This window comes from Streptomyces tendae, from assembly GCF_014650435.1.
Lineage (GTDB): Bacteria > Actinomycetota > Actinomycetes > Streptomycetales > Streptomycetaceae > Streptomyces > Streptomyces tendae.
Genome location: NZ_BMUY01000011.1, coordinates 290,075 through 309,455 on the forward strand (window position 1 = coordinate 290,075; position 19,381 = coordinate 309,455).

General features: G+C 73.2%; 15 protein-coding genes. 11 read left to right on the forward strand and 4 right to left on the reverse strand.

Annotated features, from left to right (window positions below):
- Nucleotides 1–5: 5 nt before the first annotated feature.
- Both IE258_RS28520 and IE258_RS28525 read right to left on the reverse strand, forming a co-directional pair.
- Nucleotides 6–686 (reverse strand): 4'-phosphopantetheinyl transferase family protein, encoded by a 681-nt coding sequence (locus tag IE258_RS28520; RefSeq protein ID WP_189748105.1) that lies wholly within the window; start codon nucleotides 684–686, stop codon nucleotides 6–8.
- Nucleotides 683–1,570 carry a metallophosphoesterase family protein gene (locus tag IE258_RS28525; protein WP_189748107.1) on the reverse strand — a complete coding sequence of 296 codons (888 nt, stop codon included), beginning with the start codon at nucleotides 1,568–1,570 and terminating at the stop codon, nucleotides 683–685. The genes IE258_RS28520 and IE258_RS28525 overlap by 4 nt, the downstream gene beginning before the upstream one ends.
- A gap of 285 nt (nucleotides 1,571–1,855) precedes the next feature.
- Between IE258_RS28525 and IE258_RS28530 the strand changes: the two genes are divergently transcribed.
- A complete protein-coding gene (locus IE258_RS28530; protein WP_189748109.1) occupies nucleotides 1,856–2,998 on the forward strand; it encodes an ATP-grasp domain-containing protein in 1,143 nt (380 codons plus the stop codon).
- Here the strand turns inward: IE258_RS28530 and IE258_RS28535 are convergent.
- Nucleotides 2,991–4,328 carry a 6-phospho-beta-glucosidase gene (locus IE258_RS28535; protein WP_189748111.1) on the reverse strand — a complete coding sequence of 446 codons (1,338 nt, stop codon included), beginning with the start codon at nucleotides 4,326–4,328 and terminating at the stop codon, nucleotides 2,991–2,993. The genes IE258_RS28530 and IE258_RS28535 overlap by 8 nt on opposite strands.
- Before the next feature lie 149 nt (nucleotides 4,329–4,477).
- On the opposite strand from IE258_RS28535, the gene IE258_RS28540 reads away from it, so the two are divergent.
- From IE258_RS28540 to IE258_RS28560, 5 genes are all read left to right on the forward strand, one after another.
- Entirely contained in the window at nucleotides 4,478–5,272 is a 795-nt protein-coding gene (locus IE258_RS28540) for an IclR family transcriptional regulator (RefSeq protein WP_189748112.1), read from the forward strand.
- A gap of 33 nt (nucleotides 5,273–5,305) precedes the next feature.
- On the forward strand, nucleotides 5,306–6,535 hold the full coding sequence (locus tag IE258_RS28545) for a sensor histidine kinase (RefSeq protein ID WP_189748114.1): 1,230 nt from the start codon (nucleotides 5,306–5,308) through the stop codon (nucleotides 6,533–6,535).
- Nucleotides 6,532–7,200 carry a response regulator gene (locus tag IE258_RS28550; protein ID WP_189748116.1) on the forward strand — a complete coding sequence of 223 codons (669 nt, stop codon included), beginning with the start codon at nucleotides 6,532–6,534 and terminating at the stop codon, nucleotides 7,198–7,200. Before IE258_RS28545 ends, IE258_RS28550 begins: the two co-directional genes overlap by 4 nt.
- Before the next feature lie 136 nt (nucleotides 7,201–7,336).
- Entirely contained in the window at nucleotides 7,337–9,421 is a 2,085-nt protein-coding gene (locus tag IE258_RS28555; RefSeq protein ID WP_189748117.1) for an MMPL family transporter, read from the forward strand.
- Nucleotides 9,422–9,708: 287 nt separating this feature from the next.
- Entirely contained in the window at nucleotides 9,709–11,109 is a 1,401-nt protein-coding gene (locus tag IE258_RS28560; RefSeq protein ID WP_189748119.1) for a glycoside hydrolase family 16 protein, read from the forward strand.
- 78 nt (nucleotides 11,110–11,187) lie between these two features.
- Here the strand turns inward: IE258_RS28560 and IE258_RS28565 are convergent, their stop codons facing one another.
- The gene (locus IE258_RS28565) at nucleotides 11,188–12,114 is read right to left on the reverse strand and encodes a helix-turn-helix transcriptional regulator (protein ID WP_189748121.1); all 927 of its coding nucleotides are present in this window, start codon (nucleotides 12,112–12,114) and stop codon (nucleotides 11,188–11,190) included.
- Between the two features lie 157 nt (nucleotides 12,115–12,271).
- On the opposite strand from IE258_RS28565, the gene tkt reads away from it, so the two are divergent.
- From tkt to pgi, 5 genes are all read left to right on the forward strand, one after another.
- Nucleotides 12,272–14,380: a transketolase gene (gene tkt, locus IE258_RS28570; RefSeq protein ID WP_189748123.1), complete on the forward strand. Its 2,109-nt coding sequence runs from the start codon at nucleotides 12,272–12,274 to the stop codon at nucleotides 14,378–14,380.
- Between the two features lie 63 nt (nucleotides 14,381–14,443).
- Nucleotides 14,444–15,589, forward strand: coding sequence for a transaldolase (tal, locus tag IE258_RS28575; protein WP_189748125.1), 1,146 nt, complete (start codon nucleotides 14,444–14,446; stop codon nucleotides 15,587–15,589).
- Nucleotides 15,586–17,364, forward strand: coding sequence for a glucose-6-phosphate dehydrogenase (gene zwf / locus IE258_RS28580; protein WP_189748127.1), 1,779 nt, complete (start codon nucleotides 15,586–15,588; stop codon nucleotides 17,362–17,364). Before tal ends, zwf begins: the two co-directional genes overlap by 4 nt.
- The gene (gene opcA, locus IE258_RS28585; protein WP_189748129.1) at nucleotides 17,361–18,296 is read left to right on the forward strand and encodes a glucose-6-phosphate dehydrogenase assembly protein OpcA; all 936 of its coding nucleotides are present in this window, start codon (nucleotides 17,361–17,363) and stop codon (nucleotides 18,294–18,296) included. The genes zwf and opcA overlap by 4 nt, the downstream gene beginning before the upstream one ends.
- Nucleotides 18,289–19,381 (forward strand): glucose-6-phosphate isomerase (pgi, locus tag IE258_RS28590; protein ID WP_189748131.1); only part of this gene is annotated, 1,093 nt, incomplete at its 3' end. The genes opcA and pgi, both read left to right, overlap by 8 nt.

Genomic DNA, 19,381 nt, shown 5'->3' on the forward strand with positions numbered 1-19,381 from the left:
GCCCCTCAGCCGCGCGGGACCGCGACGGCCGTGGTGACCAGGCCCTCCCGGGCGGTCCAGCGGCCGTCGAAGTGGCTCAGGCGCCTGCCCGCCACGGTCGGTCCCGGCACCAGGAGCGCGGCGTGCAGGGTGCCGCGGCGCGGGTCGACCGGGTCCACGGAGATCTCGATGTCCGCCTCGGCGAAGTCCAGCCACTTCCCGGTGAGGGGGAACCACGCCTTGTAGACCGACTCCTTCGCGCTGAACAGCAGCCGGTCCCAGTGCACGTCGGGCCGCGCCTCGTCCAGTCGCCGCAGGCGGGCCGTCTCGGCGGGCAGGGCGATGGTCTTGAGGACGCCGTCCGGGAGCGGCCCGTCGGGTTCGGCGTCGATGCCGAGGGAGGCCAGGTCGGTCAGGCGGACCAGGGCGGCGGCGCAGTAGCCGTCGCAGTGGGTCATGCTGCCGGTGAGGCCGTCCGGCCAGCGCGGGGCTCCGCGCTCCCCGGTCAGCACGGGCTGCGCGGGTACGCCGAGCTTCTCCATGGCCCGGCGGGCGCAGGACCGCACGACGGTGAACTCCCGGCGCCGCTTGGCGACCGCCCGCGCGACGAGTTCCTCCTCCTCGGGGTAGAGGGGCAGGTGGCCGGCGTCGTCGTGTCCGAACGCCTCCACGGTGACGACCGTGTCGGGCAGCAGTTCCTCGATCAACGGGACACCTCCTGGCGCGGCGTCGCGGTGGACGCCTGCTCCGACGGCAGGATGCGGCGCAGTTGCCCCGGCGGCCCGGGCCGCTTGCGCCACTCGCGGGGATACCCCACCGACACCTCCTCGAAGCGGACCCCCTCGTGCCAGGTGGTGCGCGGGATGTGCAGGTGACCGTAGACCATGGTGGCGACGCGGAACCTGCGGTGCCAGTCGGCGGTCAGCGAGGTGCCGCACCACATGGCGAACTCGGGGTACCACAGGATGTCGGTGGGGTGCCGGTGCAGCGGATAGTGGTTGACGGGGATCGTCGGCAGGTCCGCGGGGATCTCGGCGAGCCTGCGCTCGGTCTCCTCGACCCGGGCCCGGCACCAGGCCTCGCGGCTGGGGTAGGGGTCGGGGTGCAGCAGGTACTCGTCGCTGCACACGACTCCGGTGCCCTGGGCGTACTCCAGCCCTTCGGCCTTGGTCGCGCAGCCCTTGGGCAGGAACGAGTAGTCGTACAGCAGGAAGAGCGGCGCCACGACCGCCGGGCCGCCCGCGCCCTCCCACACCGGGTACGGGTCCTCGGGGGTGGTCACGCCCAGTTCGCGGCACATCTCGACGAGGTGCTCGTAGCGGGCGACGCCGCGCAGGGTGACCTCGTCCCTGGGGTGCGTCCACAGTTCGTGGTTGCCCGGGACCCAGACGACCCGGCGGAAGCGGTCCGCGAGGGTCCCGAGCGCCCAGCGGATGTCGGCGACGGTCTCCGCCACGTCGCCGGCCACCAGGAGCCAGTCGTCGTCGGACTCGGGGCGCGTCCGCTCGACGAGGGCCCGGTTCTCCGCGTATCCGATGTGCAGATCGCTGATGGCCCACAGCTTCCCCGGAGCGCCGGCCCTCGACGTCATCCCCCCACCCCTTCCAGACGTACGTTCGACGCCACGAGATCACATCCCCGTCCGGGTCACAAGGCGGCCCGGTCGCGCCTCGGCGGAGCCGGGGGCCGCCCGCTCACTGCCGGGCCGACGCGTCCGTGTGACGCTCGTTGCGCCCGGGGCCGCGCGTACCCCTATGATCGCCCCAACACCACCGCCACGACTCTCCTTTCGCGCAGAGCGGCTCGGTGTCCCTCCAAACCCCTGGCCGGGCACGGCCCGCTTCGCCCTGCCCGCGAACCCTGGAAGGCGGCTTGCATGGCTTCTCCCGTACGCGTCTGGCTCAACCGCACGTACGCGGAGAACGTCTTCTTCATGGATCAGCTGCGGAGAAATCCCGCCGACCGGGCCGTCGAGATCCACGCCACCCACGGCGACCCGGACTCCCCCGTGCTGGCCGCCGCGGACACCGCCGACCTGGAGCCGGAGGGCCTGTCCCCCGCCGGGTACGTCGAGTACGCGCTGGACCAGTGCGCGCGGCGCGCCATCGACGTGTTCGTGCCCCGGCTGCACCAGTCGGCCCTCGTGGCGCACCGCGCCGAGTTCGAGGCGGCCGGTACGGCGCTGCTGGCGCCGCCGCCGGAGGCCGTGGCCCTCTTCCGGGACAAGGTGATCGCCTACGAGGCGGTCCGGGCGATCGGCGTGCCGGTGCCGCCCTGGTGGCGGGTGCGCACGGCCGACGAACTGGTCCTCGCGGTGGAGGAGCTGGAGGCGGGCGGCCACCGGGCGTGCTTCAAGCCGGCGTCCGGCGCGGGCGGCGTGGGCTTCCGGACGGTCACCCGCGACCCCTTCTCGCTCGCGCACCTGAGCGGCTTCCCGAGCCCGTCCGTGCCGCTGCCCCTGGTCGTCGAGGCGCTGCGGGCGGCCGAGGAGCCCGTGGACTGGCTGGTGATGCCGCGCCTGGAGCAGCCCGAGGTGTCGGTGGACTGCCTCACCGGGACCGACAACCGGGTCCGTCTCGCCGTGGGCCGCACCAAGAACGGCCGCCGCCGCGGGTTCACCCTGCACGAGCAGTGGCTGGCCCCGGCGCGGCGGATCGCCGAGGCGTTCGGGCTGCACCACCTGTCCAACGTGCAGTTCCGGATGTACGGCGACCGGCCCGTCCTGATGGACGTCAACACCCGCCCGGCCGGTGGGCTGCACCAGCTGGCGCTGTGCGGCGTCAACGTGCCGTGGGCGGCGGTCCGGCTGGCCCTGGGCGACGACCCGGGTGAGCTGGAGCCCCCGTTCCTGGGCCAGGACTACGCCGTGGTGTCGGGGCCGCGTCCGCTGCGCCCGGTGTCCGTGCCGCACCAGCGCGCGGACCTCCCCGCCGTTTTGACGCCGGCGGCGGCCGCGCAGGCACCGGCGCCGGGACCGGCTGAGGCACCGGCCGCCTCCGCGCCGGTGGGGCTCACCTGAGGTAGGCCAGTCCCGGGTGCACCGCACGGTAGCCGTCGACGAGGCGGTGGGCGACGTCCACCGAGTCGACCAGGGGGTGCAGGGCGAACGCGCGTACCGCGGCCGCCCGGGAGCCGGTCTCGGCCGCGGTCAGGACGTCGCGCTCGACGGCCTTGACCGCGCAGACCAGGCCGGTGGCGTGGTCCGGCAGCGGGGCGGCGGTCATCGGGTGGGCGCCGTTCGCGTCGACGAGGCAGGGGACCTCGATCACCGCGTCGGGGTCGAGGACGGACAGCGTGCCGCGGTTGCGGACGTTGAGGATCAGGGTGGCGCGTTCGTCGCGGGCGACGGCCCGCATCAGTGCCAGGGCCACCTGCTCGTAGCCGCCGGACAGGTCTTCGGCCTCGCGTTCGCCCGCGCCCGCCGTCTCGCGGTTCTCGGCCATGTAGGTGGCCTCGCGCTCGGCGCGGGTGCGGTCCCAGGTGGCCAGGGCCGGGGCGTCGGGGCGGCGCATCTCGTCGTAGAAGCGGGCCTGCTGGTCGCGCAGGAAGGCGCCGCGGGTGCGCTCGGCCTGCTGGTGGGCGCGGACGGTCTCCCGGTTGAAGTAGTAGTAGTGCAGGTACTCGTTGGGGACGGCGCCGAGGGAGCACAGCCACTCGGGACCGAAGAGCCGGCCCTCCTCGAAGGAGCCCAGCAGCGCCGGGTCGGCCAGCAGCCGCGGGAGCTGGTCGCGTCCGCCGACGCGCAGTCCGCGCAGCCAGCCGAGGTGGTTGAGGCCGACGTAGTCGACGAAGGCGTCGTCCGGGTCGGCGCCCAGCACGCGGGCGACGCGGCGGCCGAGCCCGACCGGCGAGTCGCAGATGCCGACGACCCGGTCGCCGAGGTGCCGGGACATGGCCTCGGTGACCAGTCCCGCCGGGTTGGTGAAGTTGATGACCCAGGCGTCCGGTGCCAGCCGGGCCACCCGGCGGGCGATGTCCACGGCCACCGGGACGGTCCGCAGCCCGTAGGCGATGCCGCCCGCGCCGACCGTCTCCTGACCGAGGACGCCCTCGGCGAGCGCCACCCGTTCGTCGTCGGCGCGTCCCTGGAGGCCGCCGACGCGGATCGCGGAGAACACGAAGTCGGCGCCGCGCAGCGCCTCGTCGAGGTCGGTCGTGGCGGTGAGCGTCGGCGCGTCGGGCACCCCGGCCGCCTGCTCGGCCAGCACCCGCGTCACCGCCGCCAGCCGGGCCGGGTCCAGGTCGTGCAGGACGACCTCGCTCACGCGCCCCTCGGCGCGGTCCCCGAGGAGCGCCCCGTACACGAGCGGCACCCGGAACCCGCCGCCGCCCAGCATCGTCAGCCTCACGTCCGCACCCTTCCGTCGCCCGCGGCCGCACTTGTGTCCGGCGCCGATCATGGCACGGGCGGGTGCCCCGGCGCGTGCACCCCGCCTCCCCCCGGTCCGAAGGCCCTTCCCTCTGTCCAGGGGCAGGGCGGGCACCTACCCTCGGCCCGGTGACCGCCCCCACCGCCCCCACCGCCCCCGACCGGCTGCTCTCCGTGCTCGCCGCGTTCGACCACGGGCACCCGGCGCTGTCCCTGACGGACATCAGCCGGCGGGCCGGACTGAGCCTGACCACCGCGCACCGGCTGGTGGGCGCCCTGACCCGGTGGGGTGCGCTGGAGCGGGACGGGTCGGGCGTCTACCACGTCGGCCTGCGGCTGTGGGAGATCGCCGCGCTCGCCCCGCGCGGTCTCGGGCTGCGGCAGGTCGCCCTGCCCTACCTGGAGGACCTGTACGAGGCGACCCACGAGAACGTGCAACTGGCGGTGCGGGACGGCGGCGAGGTCGTCTACATCGAGTGGCTGGCGGCGCGGTCCTCGGTCGGCGTGCACATCCGCGTCGGCGCCCGCTGGCCGCTGCACGCCACCGGGGTCGGGCTCGCCCTGCTGGCGCACGGCGAACCGGAGTTCCAGGAGGCGTACCGCGCCGGTCCGCTGGCCTCCTTCACCCCGTACACGATCACCGATCCGGCACGGCTGCGCCGGGTGCTGGCCGAGGTGCGGCGCACCGGGGCGGCGGTGAGCGACCGGCAGATCACCGACGACGCCCTCTCGGTGGCCGCCCCGGTGCACGGCCCGGACGGCACCGTGACGGCGGCCGTGTCGGTGGTCGTGCCGCACGCCGACGCCCGGGTGCCGGCGCTGGTGCCGGCGGTCCGGCTGGCGGCCCGCGGCATCTCACGGGCCCTGGGCTGGCGCCCGGATATCCCTCTCACCGGTGAGGACCCTCCCCCGCACACCTGTTGATACTGGGACGGTCCTTGCCCCGAGGAGCCGCCCATGTCCGCCCGGTCCCCGCTGTCCTCCCCGCCGACCTCCCCGCTCGCCCGCGTCCTCGTGCGGCTGCGTACGACCAGCCCGTACGCCGTGGACGCCGCCGTCGCCGGGCTGGTGCTGTTCGCCGTCTCGCTGCAGTGGCTGTTCCCCGACGAGGGCGACGACCCGCTGTCCTGGCGGGGCTGGCTGCTCGGCGCCGCGACCGCCGTGCCGCTGGTGTGGCGGCGGGCGGCGCCCTTCGCGACCGCCTGTGCCGTGTCGGTGGCCACGCCGGTCCAGGCGCTGTACCACGCGCCGCCGCCCGACCTGATGTACGGCGGCTTCGTCGTCCTGTACACGCTGGCCGCCCTCGCCCGGCCCTGGCAGCGGCGGGTGATGCTGGCGGGCTGGCTGGTCGGGGTCGCCGCCACCATCAGCCACAAGGAGGACGCCGAACCGTTCGAGTACGCCTTCCAGTTGCTGAGCATCGTGTGCGCGTACGCGCTCGGCTCGCTCGCCCGGACCCAGCGCGCCTACACCGCGGAGCTGGAGGACCGGGCACGGCGGCTGGAGCGTGAGCGGACGGCCGACACCGCGCGGGCCACGGCGCAGGAACGGGCCCGTATCGCCCGCGACATGCACGACATCCTGGCGCACGCGGTCAGCCTGATGGTGGTGCAGGCCGAGGCCGGACCGGTCGTCGTGCGCAGTGATCCGGCGCGCGCCGAGGCGGCCTTCGACGCGATCGCGACCACCGGGCGGGACGCGATGACCCAACTGCGCCGCATCCTCGGGGTGCTCAAGCAGGAGGAGCGGGAGTCCGGACCGTGGCGGCTGCCCCAGCCGGGCCTGGCCGCGCTGCCGGGCCTGGTCCGCCGGGTCGGTGAATCGACCGGCCTGGCCGTGGAGTTGCGCGTGACGGGCGACCCGCGTCCGCTGCCCCCGGACACCGAGGTCGCCGCCTACCGCATCGTGCAGGAGGCCCTCACCAACACGGTCAAGCACGCGTACGCTTCCTGCGCGACGGTCGGACTCGACTGGGCGGAGGACGAGGTGACCCTGACGGTGACGGACGACGGACGAGGCCCCGCGGCCCCGGGCGGGGCGGGCGAGGGCGGACACGGGCTGATCGGCATCCGGGAGCGGGCCGCCGCCTGCGGGGGCGGTGCCGTCACCGGCGCCGGACCGGACGGCGGTTTCCGGGTCCTCGTACGCCTGCCCGTCGCGGCCGGCCGTCGGGCGGCGCTCGGGTGAGCATCCGGGTGGTGGTCGCCGACGACCAGGAGCTGGTGCGCAGCGGGTTCAGCATGATCCTCGAGGCGCAGCCCGACATCGAGGTGGTCGCGGAGGCCGGGGACGGCGCGGAGGCGGTCGCCGCGGTCGAACGGCACACGCCGGACGTGCTGCTGCTGGACATCCGCATGCCGGTCATGGACGGTCTCGACGCGGCCCGGCGGGTGTGCGCGGGCTCCGCCTGCAAGGTCGTCATGCTGACCACCTTCGACCTGGACGAGTACGTGTACGAGGCCCTGTACGCGGGCGCCAGCGGCTTCCTGCTCAAGGACGTGCGCCGGGACGACCTGGTGCACGCGGTGCGGGTGGTCGCGGCCGGCGACTCGCTGCTGGCCCCGGCGGTGACGCGGCGTCTGGTCGCGGACATCGTGCGGCGCCGGCGCGAGGAGGCCACGGCCGAGGTCACCCCGGAGCGCCTGGAGGTGCTGACCGCGCGCGAGGTGGAGACGCTGCGGCTGCTGGCCCGGGGACTGTCCAACTCCGAGATCGCCACGACCCTGTTCGTGAGCGAGCACACCGTCAAGACCCATGTCAGCAACGTGCTCGGCAAGCTCGGTCTCAGGGACCGGGTGCAGGCGGTGATCTGCGCGTACGAGACGGGTCTGGTGGCGCCCGGCTCCCCCTGACGGGTGAGGCGGCGGGCGCTGTCCCCCGTGCGGGCGAGGCCCGCAAACCGCTCCCTCAGGCGATCCGGCGCACCCCCGGCGGCCCCGACCCTGGTGGCGACAGGGCAAGACCGCATCCGAAACGCCGGGAGGGACCGTGCTGTCCACACTCGCCCGGGCGGCGACCCGCCGCCCCTTGACCGTGCTGCTCCTGTGGGGCCTGTTCCTGCTGCTCGGCTTCGGCCTCGGCACGGGCGTCTTCGGGAGGCTCTCCGACGACGTGCCCGACGTCCCGGGCACCGAGTCGCAGATCGCCGCCGAGCACCTGGACGGCCTGGACCCGGCGGGCGACTCGATCACCGGCGTGGTCGAGGCCGCCGCCGTCGCGGACCCCGCCGTGCGCGCCGAGGTGCGGCGGGCCGTCGCCGACCTTCGGGAGGTCGCGGGCGTCGCCGAGGTGCCCGACCCCTACGCGACACCCGGGCTGGTCGTCCTGGAGGGCGGCCTCGACGACGACGCCGAGGAGGCGGCGGTGGACGACGCGGCCGACCGGCTGCACGGGATCGCCGGGAGCGAGGTGTCCGGCGTCCACGTCAGCGGCGGACCGCTGCTGGGGAAGCAGCTGGGCGAGCGCGCCCAGGAGGACGTGAAGAACGCGGAGTTGATCTCGCTGCCGGTCGTGCTGGTGCTGCTGCTCGTGGTGTTCGGGGGGCTGCGTGCGGCCGGCCTGCCGCTGCTGGTTGCGGTCGCCGGGATCGCGGGCGCGTTCCTCGCGCTGTTCGGCTTCAGCCAGTTCACCGACATCTCCGTGTACGCGATCCAGGTCACGACGATGCTGGGGCTCGGCCTGGCGGTGGACTACGCCCTGCTGATCCTGGTCCGCTTCCGCGAGGAGCGGCGGCACACCCCGGACGTGGCGGAGGCCGTGCACCGCACGGCCGCGGCGGCCGGCCGGACGGTGCTGTTCTCCGGGCTGACGGTGGCGGTGAGCCTGGCCGGGCTGCTCGTCTTCCCGAGTACGTTCCTGCGCAGCATGGGGCTCGCGGTCGCCGCGGTGGTCGTCGTCGACATGCTGGCGGCGCTGACGCTGCTGCCCGCGCTGCTGGCCCGGTTCGGCGGCCGGATCCCCCCGGCGAAGGTGCGGCCGGAGGAGGAGGGCCGGCTCTTCGGCCGCATCGCCCGCTTCGCCGCCCGGCGGCGCGTGGCAGTCCTGGCGGTGGCCGTCCCGGCCCTGCTGGTGCTGGCACTGCCCGTCAGCGGCCTGACCATCAACCTCGGGGACGCGCGGCAGCTCCCCAAGGACACCGAGGCACGGCAGTTGTACGACGCGATCGAGGCGCACTTCCCGCCGGGCACCGGCGTGTCACCGGTCACCGTGGTCCTGCGGCCCGGCACCGACACAGCGACGGCCGACCGGATCCGCGCCCTCGCTCCGGGCACCACCGCCCGTGACCTGTCCGGTGGCACCACCGTGCTCGAACTGCCCCCGGGCGGACCGGCCGACGGCCCGGCGGCCACCGAACTGGTCGAGCGGGTGCGCGAGGTGCGCGGCGACGCACCGGTCCAGGTCACCGGCGGCGCGGCCCAACTGGTGGACTTCCGGCAGATGCTCGCCGACCGGGCGCCGTGGGCGGCGCTGACCGTGCTGGCCGGGATCTTCCTGCTGCTGTTCGCGTTCACCGGGTCGGTGCTGCTGCCGCTGCGCACCGTCGCGACCACGCTGCTCAGTCTCGGGGCCGCGCTGGGTGCGGTGGTCTGGGTGTTCCAGGACGGCCATCTGGCCGGACTGGTCGGCGCGGAGGGGCTGGGTGCGCTGAGCCTGACGGCGCCACCGCTGATCATCGCCATCGCCTTCGGACTGGCCATGGACTACGAGTTGTTCATCCTGGCCCGGATGCGCGAGGCCCGGGAGGCGACCGGCGACGACCGGGAGGCCGTGGTGACCGGCCTGCGCCGGTCCGGCCGGGTGGTGACCTGTGCCGCGCTGCTCCTCGCGGTGGTGTTCGGCGCCTTCATGACGGGCGGCTTCTCACCGATCCTGCAGATCGGGCTCGGCCTCACCCTGGCGGTACTGATCGACGCCACGGTCGTCCGGATGCTGCTGGTGCCCGCCACGATGGCGCTGCTGGGCCGTCGCGCCTGGTGGGCCCCCAAGCCGCTGCGTCGGGCGCACGAGCGGTTCGGGGTGCGCGAGGAGGCCCCCGACCCCGCTCCGGCTCCGCCGCAGCCCGCGGCGCGCTGAAGCACCGGGCGCACGGGCCGGCCGCGGTCCTCCCCGACGGGGGTGGGGAGGACCGCGGCCGAGGCGCGCGGGCCGGGCGCCCGTCCACGCCCGGCACTTTCGTGACGTTCACGACGTTCATGGGCTGAACTCCCCGGCCCCGCAAGGACTTTCTCGGCTTCACCTCTTGACGGCGGCGGCGACCCGGAGCACATTGGCCGCACTCTGAGAGCGCTCTCAGACGTCTCCCCGCGGAGCGCGCTCGGGGCGTAACGCTTCCCACTCCCGCATCGAGAGGCGACCCCCACATGAGTCAGACATCCGGCAACCCGCCCAGACGCCGGCCGCTGCGCCGGGCGCTGGTGGCCGTCGTCGGCACGCTCGGCCTCGCCGCGGCGGCGACGACCGTCACGGGCCCGTCGGCGGGCGCGGCCGTTCCGCCGCCCCCGTCCGGCTGGACGCAGGTCTTCGCCGACGACTTCGACGGCTCGGCCGGCTCCGGCGTGAACACCGCGAACTGGCAGTACGACACCGGCACCTCGTACCCCGGCGGCCCCGCCAACTGGGGCACCGGCGAGATCGAGACGATGACGTCGTCCCCGAGCAACGTCTCGCTGGACGGCGGCGGCAACCTGCGCATCACCCCGCAGCGCGACGGCGCCGGCAACTGGACCTCGGGCCGCATCGAGACCAAGCGCGCAGACTTCGAGCCCCCGGCCGGCGGCAAGCTGCGCGTGGAGGCCCGCATCCAGGTCCCGAACGTCACCGGGGCGGCGGCCAAGGGCTACTGGCCGGCGTTCTGGATGCTCGGCGCGCCCTACCGGGGCAACTACTGGAACTGGCCCGGTGTCGGCGAGATCGACATCATGGAGAACACACAGGGCCTCAACACGGTCTGGTCCACGCTGCACTGCGGCACCTCGCCCGGCGGCCCCTGCAACGAGACCAGCGGCATCGGCGGCAACACCCCGTGTCCCGGCGCCACCTGCCAGGCGGGCTTCCACACCTACCGGGTGGAGTGGGACCGTTCGACGAGCGTCGAGGAGATCCGCTTCTACGTCGACGGCAACAACTTCCACACCGTCCGCGCCAACCAGGTCGACGCGACGACCTGGGCGAACGCCACCAACCACGGCTACTTCATCATCCTGAACGTCGCGATGGGCGGCGGCTTCCCGGACGCCTTCGGCGGCGGCCCGGACGGCGGCACCCAGCCCGGCCACTCCATGCTCGTGGACTACGTCCAGGTGCTGTCGGCCGGTGGGAGCGGTACCACGCCGCCCCCGACCGGCGGTGACCGCGACGCGTACAGCGCCATCGAGGCCGAGTCCTACGACGCCCAGTCCGGCACGATGACCGAGGGCAGTTCGGACTCGGGCGGCGGGAGCAACCTCGGCGCCCTCGCGAACGGCGACTGGGTGCAGTACAAGGGCGTCAAGTTCGGTTCGAGCGCGGCGACCCAGTTCAAGGCCCGGGTGGCGAGCGGTGCCGCCGCCGGGGTCAGCGGTCTGGTCGAGGTGCGCCTGGACAGCCGTAGCAGCACGCCGGTCGGCAGCTTCGCCGTGGGCAACACGGGCGGCTGGCAGTCCTGGCGGACGATCCCGGCGAACATCGCCTCGGTGACGGGCACCCACGACGTGTACCTGACCTTCACCAGCGGCCAGGGCGCCGACTTCGTCAACGTGAACTGGTTCAGCTTCGGCCGCTGAGCGGCAACCGGCCCCCCGCAGGAGGGCGAAGGGGCTCCACGCACCGTGGGGCCCCTTCGTCGTGCCGGGCGGGGTCGCTCAGCGCAGCTCCGCCCGGAAGGCCGCGGGCGTCTGGTCGGTGTGCTGCTGGAAGAACTTGGAGAAGTTCGCCGCGTCCGGGAAGCCGACCGCCGCGCCGACCCGGCCGATCGGCATCTCGGTGTGGGCGAGGAGCCGCTTGGCCTCCAGGACGACGCGCTTGTCGATGAACCCCTTGGGCGTCTCGCCGGTGGCGGCACGCACCGCGCGGACCAGGGTGCGCCGGGAGTAACCGAGGTTGTCGGCGTAGGCGCTGACGCTGTGGTTGGTGGCGAAGCCCCGCTCGACCGCGTCCCGGAAGAGGCTGAAGGTGCTGTCCCCCGGTGCGTCCGCCCGCCCTTGGCGCGCCGCGTGTGCGGAGCTGGCCGCGAGGTGCGCGAGGCGCAGCAGGAACGCGGACAGCGTGTGGCGCAGTACGGCGGTGTGCAGGCTCAGCGGAAGCGTGGTCGCGTCCTCGTACTCGCGCCGCAACTGGTCGAGCGCCGCCGTCAGCGCGGCGAGCCGCGCCTGGTCGGGATGGAGCAGGGGCGGCAGGTCGTACCGGTAGAGGCCGGTGGCCTCCACGGTGGCGCGGGGCAGGAAGCCGGGCTGCATGGTGAGCACCGTTCCGCGGTACTCGCCCTCGGGCGCGAAGCGGTGGACCTGGCCGGGACGGATCCAGAGCAGATCGCCCGCCGCCGCCTCGTACTCGGCGAAGTCGATCATGTGACGGACCGGGCCGCCGGTGAAGAGCATGACGGTGTGGAAGTCGATGCGGTGCACCCGGTGCAGCGGGGCGTGCGCGTGCCACCCGCTTCCGGCTCCCATGGGCCCGACCTGAACGCCGACTCCGAGGAGGCTGAGATCGACCGGGAAGGGGAACGTTCTGATCCCGTCGCCGTCACCGCCTCGGCCGCCGTCACCGTCTTGGATGCTTTCGTCCGCCATGTCCTTCTCGCGCCGTCCCGCCCGTGCGCCCCGCGGTCGGGGCGTGTCCCAGTTTCACCACAGGCTGGCACACCACGACCTTCACTCCCAAAAGTCAGACTTTTAAGTTTGAACGCGTCAGACCAGCTACCCCGCTCCTATCGAGGACTTCTTGAAGATGAGCACGCAGTCGAGCAAGCAGACAGTGGAGCCGACAGTGGACGGCGCGGACCGCTTCGAGTGGACCGAACTCGACCGGCGCGCCGTCGACACCGCCAGGGTTCTCGCGGCGGACGCCGTGGAGAAGGTGAGCAACGGTCACCCGGGCACGGCGATGGCCCTGGCCCCCGCGGCGTACACGATCTTTCAGAAGGTGATGCGACACGACCCCGCCGATCCCGAGTGGACCGGCCGTGACCGCTTCGTCCTCTCCCCCGGCCACACCTCGCTGACCCTCTACACCCAGCTCTTCCTCGCCGGGTACGAGGTGGAGCTGGACGATCTGAAGGCCTTCCGCACGCACGGCTCCAAGACGCCGGGCCACCCGGAGTACGGGCACACGGCGGGCGTGGAGACCACCACGGGACCGCTGGGCCAGGGCGTGGCCAACGCGGTGGGCATGGCGATGGCCGCCCGCTACGAGCGCGGCCTGTTCGACCCGGAGGCCGCCGAGGGCGAGTCCCCGTTCGACCACACGGTCTGGGCGATCGTCAGCGACGGCGACCTCCAGGAGGGCGTCTCCGCCGAGGCGTCGTCGATGGCCGGCCACCAGAAGCTCGGCAACCTGGTCTTCCTCTACGACGACAACCACATCTCCATCGAGGGCGACACCGCGACCGCGTTCTCCGAGGACGTGCTGAAGCGGTACGAGGCATACGGCTGGCACACGCAGCGCGTCGAGCCCGCCGAGAGCGGCGACGTGGACGTGCACGCGCTGCACGCGGCGCTGACGGCGGCGAAGGCCGAGACCGGCCGCCCCTCCATCATCGCCATGCGCACGATCATCGCCTGGCCCGCCCCGAACGCCCGGAACACCGAGGCATCCCACGGCTCCGCCCTCGGCGCGGACGAGGTCGCCGCCACCAAGCGCGTCCTCGGTTTCGACCCCGAGCGGTCCTTCGAGGTCGCCGACGAGGTCCTCGCCCACACCCGCCGGGCCCTGGACCGGGGCGCCGAGGCGCACGCCGCCTGGGACAAGCGGATCGCCGCCTGGCGCGACGCCGCCCCCGAGCGCGCGGCGCTCTTCGACCGCGTGGTCGCGGGCCGGCTGCCCGAGGGCTGGGAGGACGCCCTGCCCGTGTTCGAGACCGGAAAGGCGGTCGCCACCCGGGCCGCCTCGGGCAAGGTCCTCCAAGCGCTCGGCCCGGTCCTGCCCGAGCTGTGGGGCGGCTCCGCCGACCTGGCCGGCTCCAACAACACCACCATCGACAAGACCAGCTCCTTCCTGCCCGCGGGCAACCCGCTCCCCGGCGCCGACCCGTACGGCCGCACGGTGCACTTCGGCATCCGCGAGTTCTCCATGGCCGCGGAGATGAACGGCATCGCCCTGCACGGCAACACCCGGATCTACGGCGGCACCTTCCTGGTCTTCTCCGACTACATGCGCAACGCGGTGCGCATGTCCGCGCTGATGCAGCTGCCGGTGACGTACGTGTGGACGCACGACTCGATCGGCCTCGGCGAGGACGGCCCGACCCACCAGCCCGTCGAGCACCTGGCCGCCCTGCGGGCCATCCCCGGTCTCAACGTCGTCCGCCCGGCCGACGCCAACGAGACCGCGACCGTGTGGGCGGAGATCCTCCGCCGCCACTCCACCCACCCGGCGCCGCACGGACTCGCCCTCACCCGCCAGGGCGTGCCGACCTACGCGCCGAACCCGGACGCGGCGCGCGGCGGGTACGTCCTCGCCGACGCCGCCTCCGGCGCCCCGGACGTCGTCCTGATCGCCACCGGCTCCGAGGTGCAGCTCGCGATGGCCGCCCGGGAGACGCTGGAGGCCGAGGGCACCGCCACGCGGGTGGTGTCGATGCCGTCCGTGGAGTGGTTCGAGGAGCAGCCCCGCGCCTACCGCGAGAGCGTGCTGCCGCCGTCCGTGCGGGCCCGGGTGGCCGTGGAGGCCGGAATCGGCCTGACCTGGCACCGGTACGTCGGGGACGCGGGCCGCATCGTCTCCCTGGAGCACTTCGGCACCTCCGCCGACGCCCACACCCTGTTCACCGAGTTCGGCTTCACCGCCGGGCACGTGGCCGCCGCCGCCAGGGAATCCCTGGCCGCCGCCCGCGGCTGATCCCACCGGATCGCATCCCGGTCCGGACCCGTTTCGACCTCGATCCGAGGGCAGAAAGAGAAGATGATCACTGTGACCGAAGCAACCGCCACCGCGGGAGCACTGCAGCGCCTGGCCGACCAGGGCGTGTCCGTCTGGCTCGACGACCTGTCGCGGCGGCGGATCGAGTCCGGCAACCTCGCCGAGCTGATCAGGACGAAGAACGTCGTCGGTGTCACCACCAACCCGTCCATCTTCCAGGCCGCCATAGGCTCCGGAGAGGGCTACGAGGAGCAGCTCGCCGACCTGGCGACCCGCGGCGTCACCGTCGACGAGGCGGTCCGCATGATGACCACCGCCGACGTCCGCGCCGCCGCCGACGTGCTGCGCGAGGTGTACGACGTCACCGGCGGGCGCGACGGCCGGGTCTCCATCGAGGTCGACCCCCGGCTCGCCCACGACACCCGGGCCACCGTCGCCGAGGCGCGTCAGCTGGCCTGGCTGGTCGACCGCCCCAACGTGATGATCAAGATCCCGGCGACGAAGGCCGGTCTCCCGGCGATCACCGAGGTCATCGGCGCCGGCATCAGCGTCAACGTCACGCTGATCTTCTCCCTGGAGCGCTACCGCGAGGTCATGGACGCCTACCTCGCCGGTCTGGAGAAGGCCCAGGCGGCCGGGATCGACCTGGCCGGCATCCACTCGGTCGCGTCCTTCTTCGTCTCCCGCGTCGACAGCGAGATCGACAAGCGTCTGTCGCTGCTGGGCACGGACGAGGCGCGCGGCCTGCGCGGAAAGGCGGCGCTGGCCAACGCGCGACTGGCCTACGAGGCGTACGAGAACGTCTTCGCGGGCGACCGCTTCACCGCCCTCGCGGGGGCCCGCGCCAACCCGCAGCGCCCCCTGTGGGCGTCCACCGGTGTGAAGGACCCGGCATTCCGGGACACCCTGTACGTGGAGGAGCTGGTCGCTCCCGGCACCGTGAACACGATGCCGGAGGCCACCCTGGACGCCGCCGCCGATCACGGCGAGGTCCGGGGCGACACGGTCACCGGCGGGTACGCCCAGGCCCGGGCCGACCTCGCGGCGGTGGAGCGGCTCGGCGTGTCGTACGACGAGGTGGTGGAGCAGTTGGAGCGAGAGGGCGTGGCGAAGTTCGAGGCGGCCTGGCAGGACCTGCTCGCCGCCGTGACGAAGTCCCTCGACAGCAAGGGAGTTGACGGGGAATGAGCGAGGAGCTTCCCGCTGGGGCGCCCCAGGAGACCAAGGCGACGAAGGAAGCCAAGGAGGCCCGGACGGCCCAGGAGGCGGCGGGACCGCTGCACGCCGAGGAGGCCGAAGAGGCCCGCGCCGCCAAAGCGGCGAAGGCGGCCGCACCGTCGAAGGCTCCCCGGAGCGCGAAGAAGACCGGGACGTCCCGCGCCGCCAAGGGGACGAAGGGCAAGGGCGCGGGCGCGGAGGCCGTCGAGCCGGTGGCACCGCTCGACTGGAGCAACCCACTGCGCGATCCCCAGGACCGCCGGCTGCCCCGGATCGCCGGACCGTCCGGGCTGGTGATCTTCGGCGTCACCGGTGACCTGTCCCGCCGCAAGCTGATGCCCGCCGTGTACGACCTGGCCAACCGCGGCCTGCTGCCGCCGGGCTTCTCGCTGGTCGGCTTCGCCCGCCGGGACTGGGAGGACCAGGACTTCGCCGAGGTCGTGCACGACGCGGTCAAGGAGCACGCGCGCACGCCGTTCCGCGAGGAGGTCTGGCAGCAGCTCTCCGAGGGCATGCGCTTCATCCCCGGCGACTTCGACGACGACCAGGCGTTCGAACAGCTGCGCAAGGCCGTCGAGGAACTGGACGCCTCCCGCGGCACCAGCGGCAACTACGCCTTCTACCTCTCGGTGCCGCCGAAGTTCTTCCCGAAGGTCGTCCAGCAGCTCAAGAAGCACGGTCTGACCGACGGGCCGGACGGCTCCTGGCGGCGAGCGGTCATCGAGAAGCCCTTCGGCCACGACCTGGACAGCGCCCGCGACCTGAACGCGCTGGTGCACGAGGTCTTCGACCCGGAGCAGGTCTTCCGCATCGACCACTACCTGGGCAAGGAGACCGTCCAGAACATCCTGGCGCTGCGCTTCGCCAACCAGATGTACGAGCCGATCTGGAACCGGTCCTACGTGGACCACGTGCAGATCACGATGGCCGAGGACATCGGCATCGGCGGCCGGGCCGGCTACTACGACGGCATCGGCGCCGCCCGCGACGTCATCCAGAACCACCTGCTCCAGCTGATGGCACTCACCGCCATGGAGGAGCCGGCCGCCTTCGACGCGCGGTCGCTGCTCACCGAGAAGCTGAAGGTGCTGCGCGCCGTGCGGCTGCCGGACGAGCTGGGCGAGCACACGGTGCGCGGGCAGTACGCGGGCGGCTGGCAGGGCGGCGCGCAGGTGCCCGGCTACCTGGAGGAGGAGGGCATCGACCCGGCCTCCACCACCGACACCTACGCGGCGATCAAGCTGGGCATCGACAACCGCCGCTGGGCCGGGGTGCCCTTCTACCTGCGCACCGGCAAGCGCCTGGGCCGCCGGGTCACCGAGATCGCGGTGGTCTTCCAGCGGGCCCCGCACTCCCCCTTCGACTCCACGGCGACGGAGGAGCTGGGTGAGAACGCCATCGTCATCCGCGTCCAGCCCGACGAGGGCATGACGGTGCGCTTCGGCTCCAAGGTGCCGGGCACGTCGATGGAGATCCGGGACGTGTCGATGGACTTCGCGTACGGCGAGTCCTTCACCGAGTCCAGCCCGGAGGCGTACGAAAGGCTGATCCTGGACGTCCTTCTGGGTGACGCCAACCTGTTCCCGCGCCACCAGGAGGTGGAAGAGTCCTGGCGGATCCTCGACCCGATCGAGGAGTACTGGGCCTCGCACGACAAGCCCGCGCAGTACGCGTCGGGCGGCTGGGGACCGCGGGAAGCCGACGAGATGCTCGCACGAGACGGACGGAGCTGGCGCAGGCCATGAGGATCGACCTGACCGACACCACGGCAAGCAAGATCAACAAGGCGTTGGTGCAGGGCCGTCGGGCCATCGGCACCCCGGCCGTGGGCATGGTGCTCACGCTGGTGATCGTCACCGACGAGGAGAACGCCTACGACGCGATCAAGGCCGCCGAGGAGGCCTCGCACGAGCACCCCTCGCGCACCCTGGTCGTCATCAAGCGCCACCCCCGCAACCTGCGCGACCGCACCCGCTCGCACCTCGACGCCGAGGTCAGGGTCGGCTCGGAGGCCGGGACCGGCGAGACCGTCGTCCTGCGCATGTACGGGGAGGTGTCCGAACACGCCGACTCGGTGGTGCTGCCGCTGCTGCTGCCGGACGCGCCGGTCGTCGTGTGGTGGCCGGTGGAGGCTCCGGACAACCCCGCGAAGGACCCGCTGGGCGCGCTGGCCCAGCGCCGGATCACCGACCTGTACACGGTCGAGCGGCCGATGGAGGTCCTGGAGCGCCGGGTGCGCGCCTACGCGCCCGGCGACACCGACCTGGCCTGGACCCGGCTGACCCTGTGGCGCTCGATGCTGGCCGCGGCCCTGGACCAGGCCCGGGTGCCGGTGACCGCCGCGGTCGTGGAGGCCGAGGCGGACAACCCGGCGGCCGAGCTGCTGGCCCGCTGGCTTGAGGCCCGGCTGGACGTCCGGGTGGACCGGGTGGTCACCGACGGGCCGGTCGTCACCGCCGTCCGGCTCGGCACGGCGGGCGGCGAGATCGTCGTCGACCGCCCCGAGGGGCCGCTCGCCACGATGACCCTGCCCGGTCAGCCCCCGCGCTCCGTCGCCCTGAAGGTGCGCCCCACCTCCGAACTCATCGCCGAGGAGCTCAGGCGCCTCGACGCCGACGAGATGTACGCCGTCGCCCTGCGCGGCGAGGCCGGCAAGGAGACCCCTGTCCATGTCTGACACCACCAAGCTCAACCAGCGTCCGGAGTGGACCGCGCTCGCGGACCACCGCAAGGGCGCGCTGCCCCACCCGGACCTGCGCGAGCTGTTCGCCCAGGACCCCGGGCGGGCGGAGCGGTACGTCGTGCGTGTCGGGGACCTGCGTATCGACTACTCGAAGCACCTGGTCACCGACGAGACGCTGGCCCTGCTCCAGGAACTGGCCACCGCCACCGACGTGTTCGGTCTGCGCGACGCCATGTTCCGCGGTGAGCGCATCAACATCACCGAGGACCGGGCCGTGCTGCACACCGCGCTGCGGGCGCCGCGGGACGCGGTGATCGAGGTCGACGGCGAGAACGTCGTCCCCAAGGTGCACGCCGTGCTGGACAAGATGGCCGGCTTCGCCGACCGGGTCCGCTCCGGCGAGTGGACCGGCCACACCGGCCGGCGCATCAAGAACGTCGTCAACATCGGCATCGGCGGCTCCGACCTCGGTCCGGCCATGGCCTACGAGGCACTGCGGGCCTTCACCGACCGCTCCCTCACCCTCCGCTTCGTGTCCAACGTGGACGGCGCCGACCTGCACGAGGCGGTCCGGGACCTGGACCCGGCGGAGACGCTGTTCATCATCGCCTCCAAGACCTTCACCACCATCGAGACGATCACGAACGCCACCTCGGCCCGCTCCTGGCTGCTGGACGGCCTCGGGGGCGACGAGAAGGCCGTCGCGAAGCACTTCGTGGCCCTGTCGACCAACGCCGAAAAGGTCTCCGGCTTCGGCATCGACACGGCCAACATGTTCGAGTTCTGGGACTGGGTCGGCGGCCGCTACTCCTTCGACTCGGCCATCGGGCTGTCGCTGATGATCGCCATCGGCCCGGACCGCTTCCGGGAGATGCTCGACGGCTTCCGCATCGTCGACGAGCACTTCCGCAACGCCGAGGCCCCGGCCAACGCGCCACTGCTCCTCGGTCTGCTGGGCGTCTGGTACGGCGACTTCCTGGACGCGCAGTCGCATGCGGTGCTGCCGTACTCGCACTACCTGTCGAAGTTCACCGCGTACCTCCAGCAGCTGGACATGGAGTCCAACGGCAAGTCCGTGG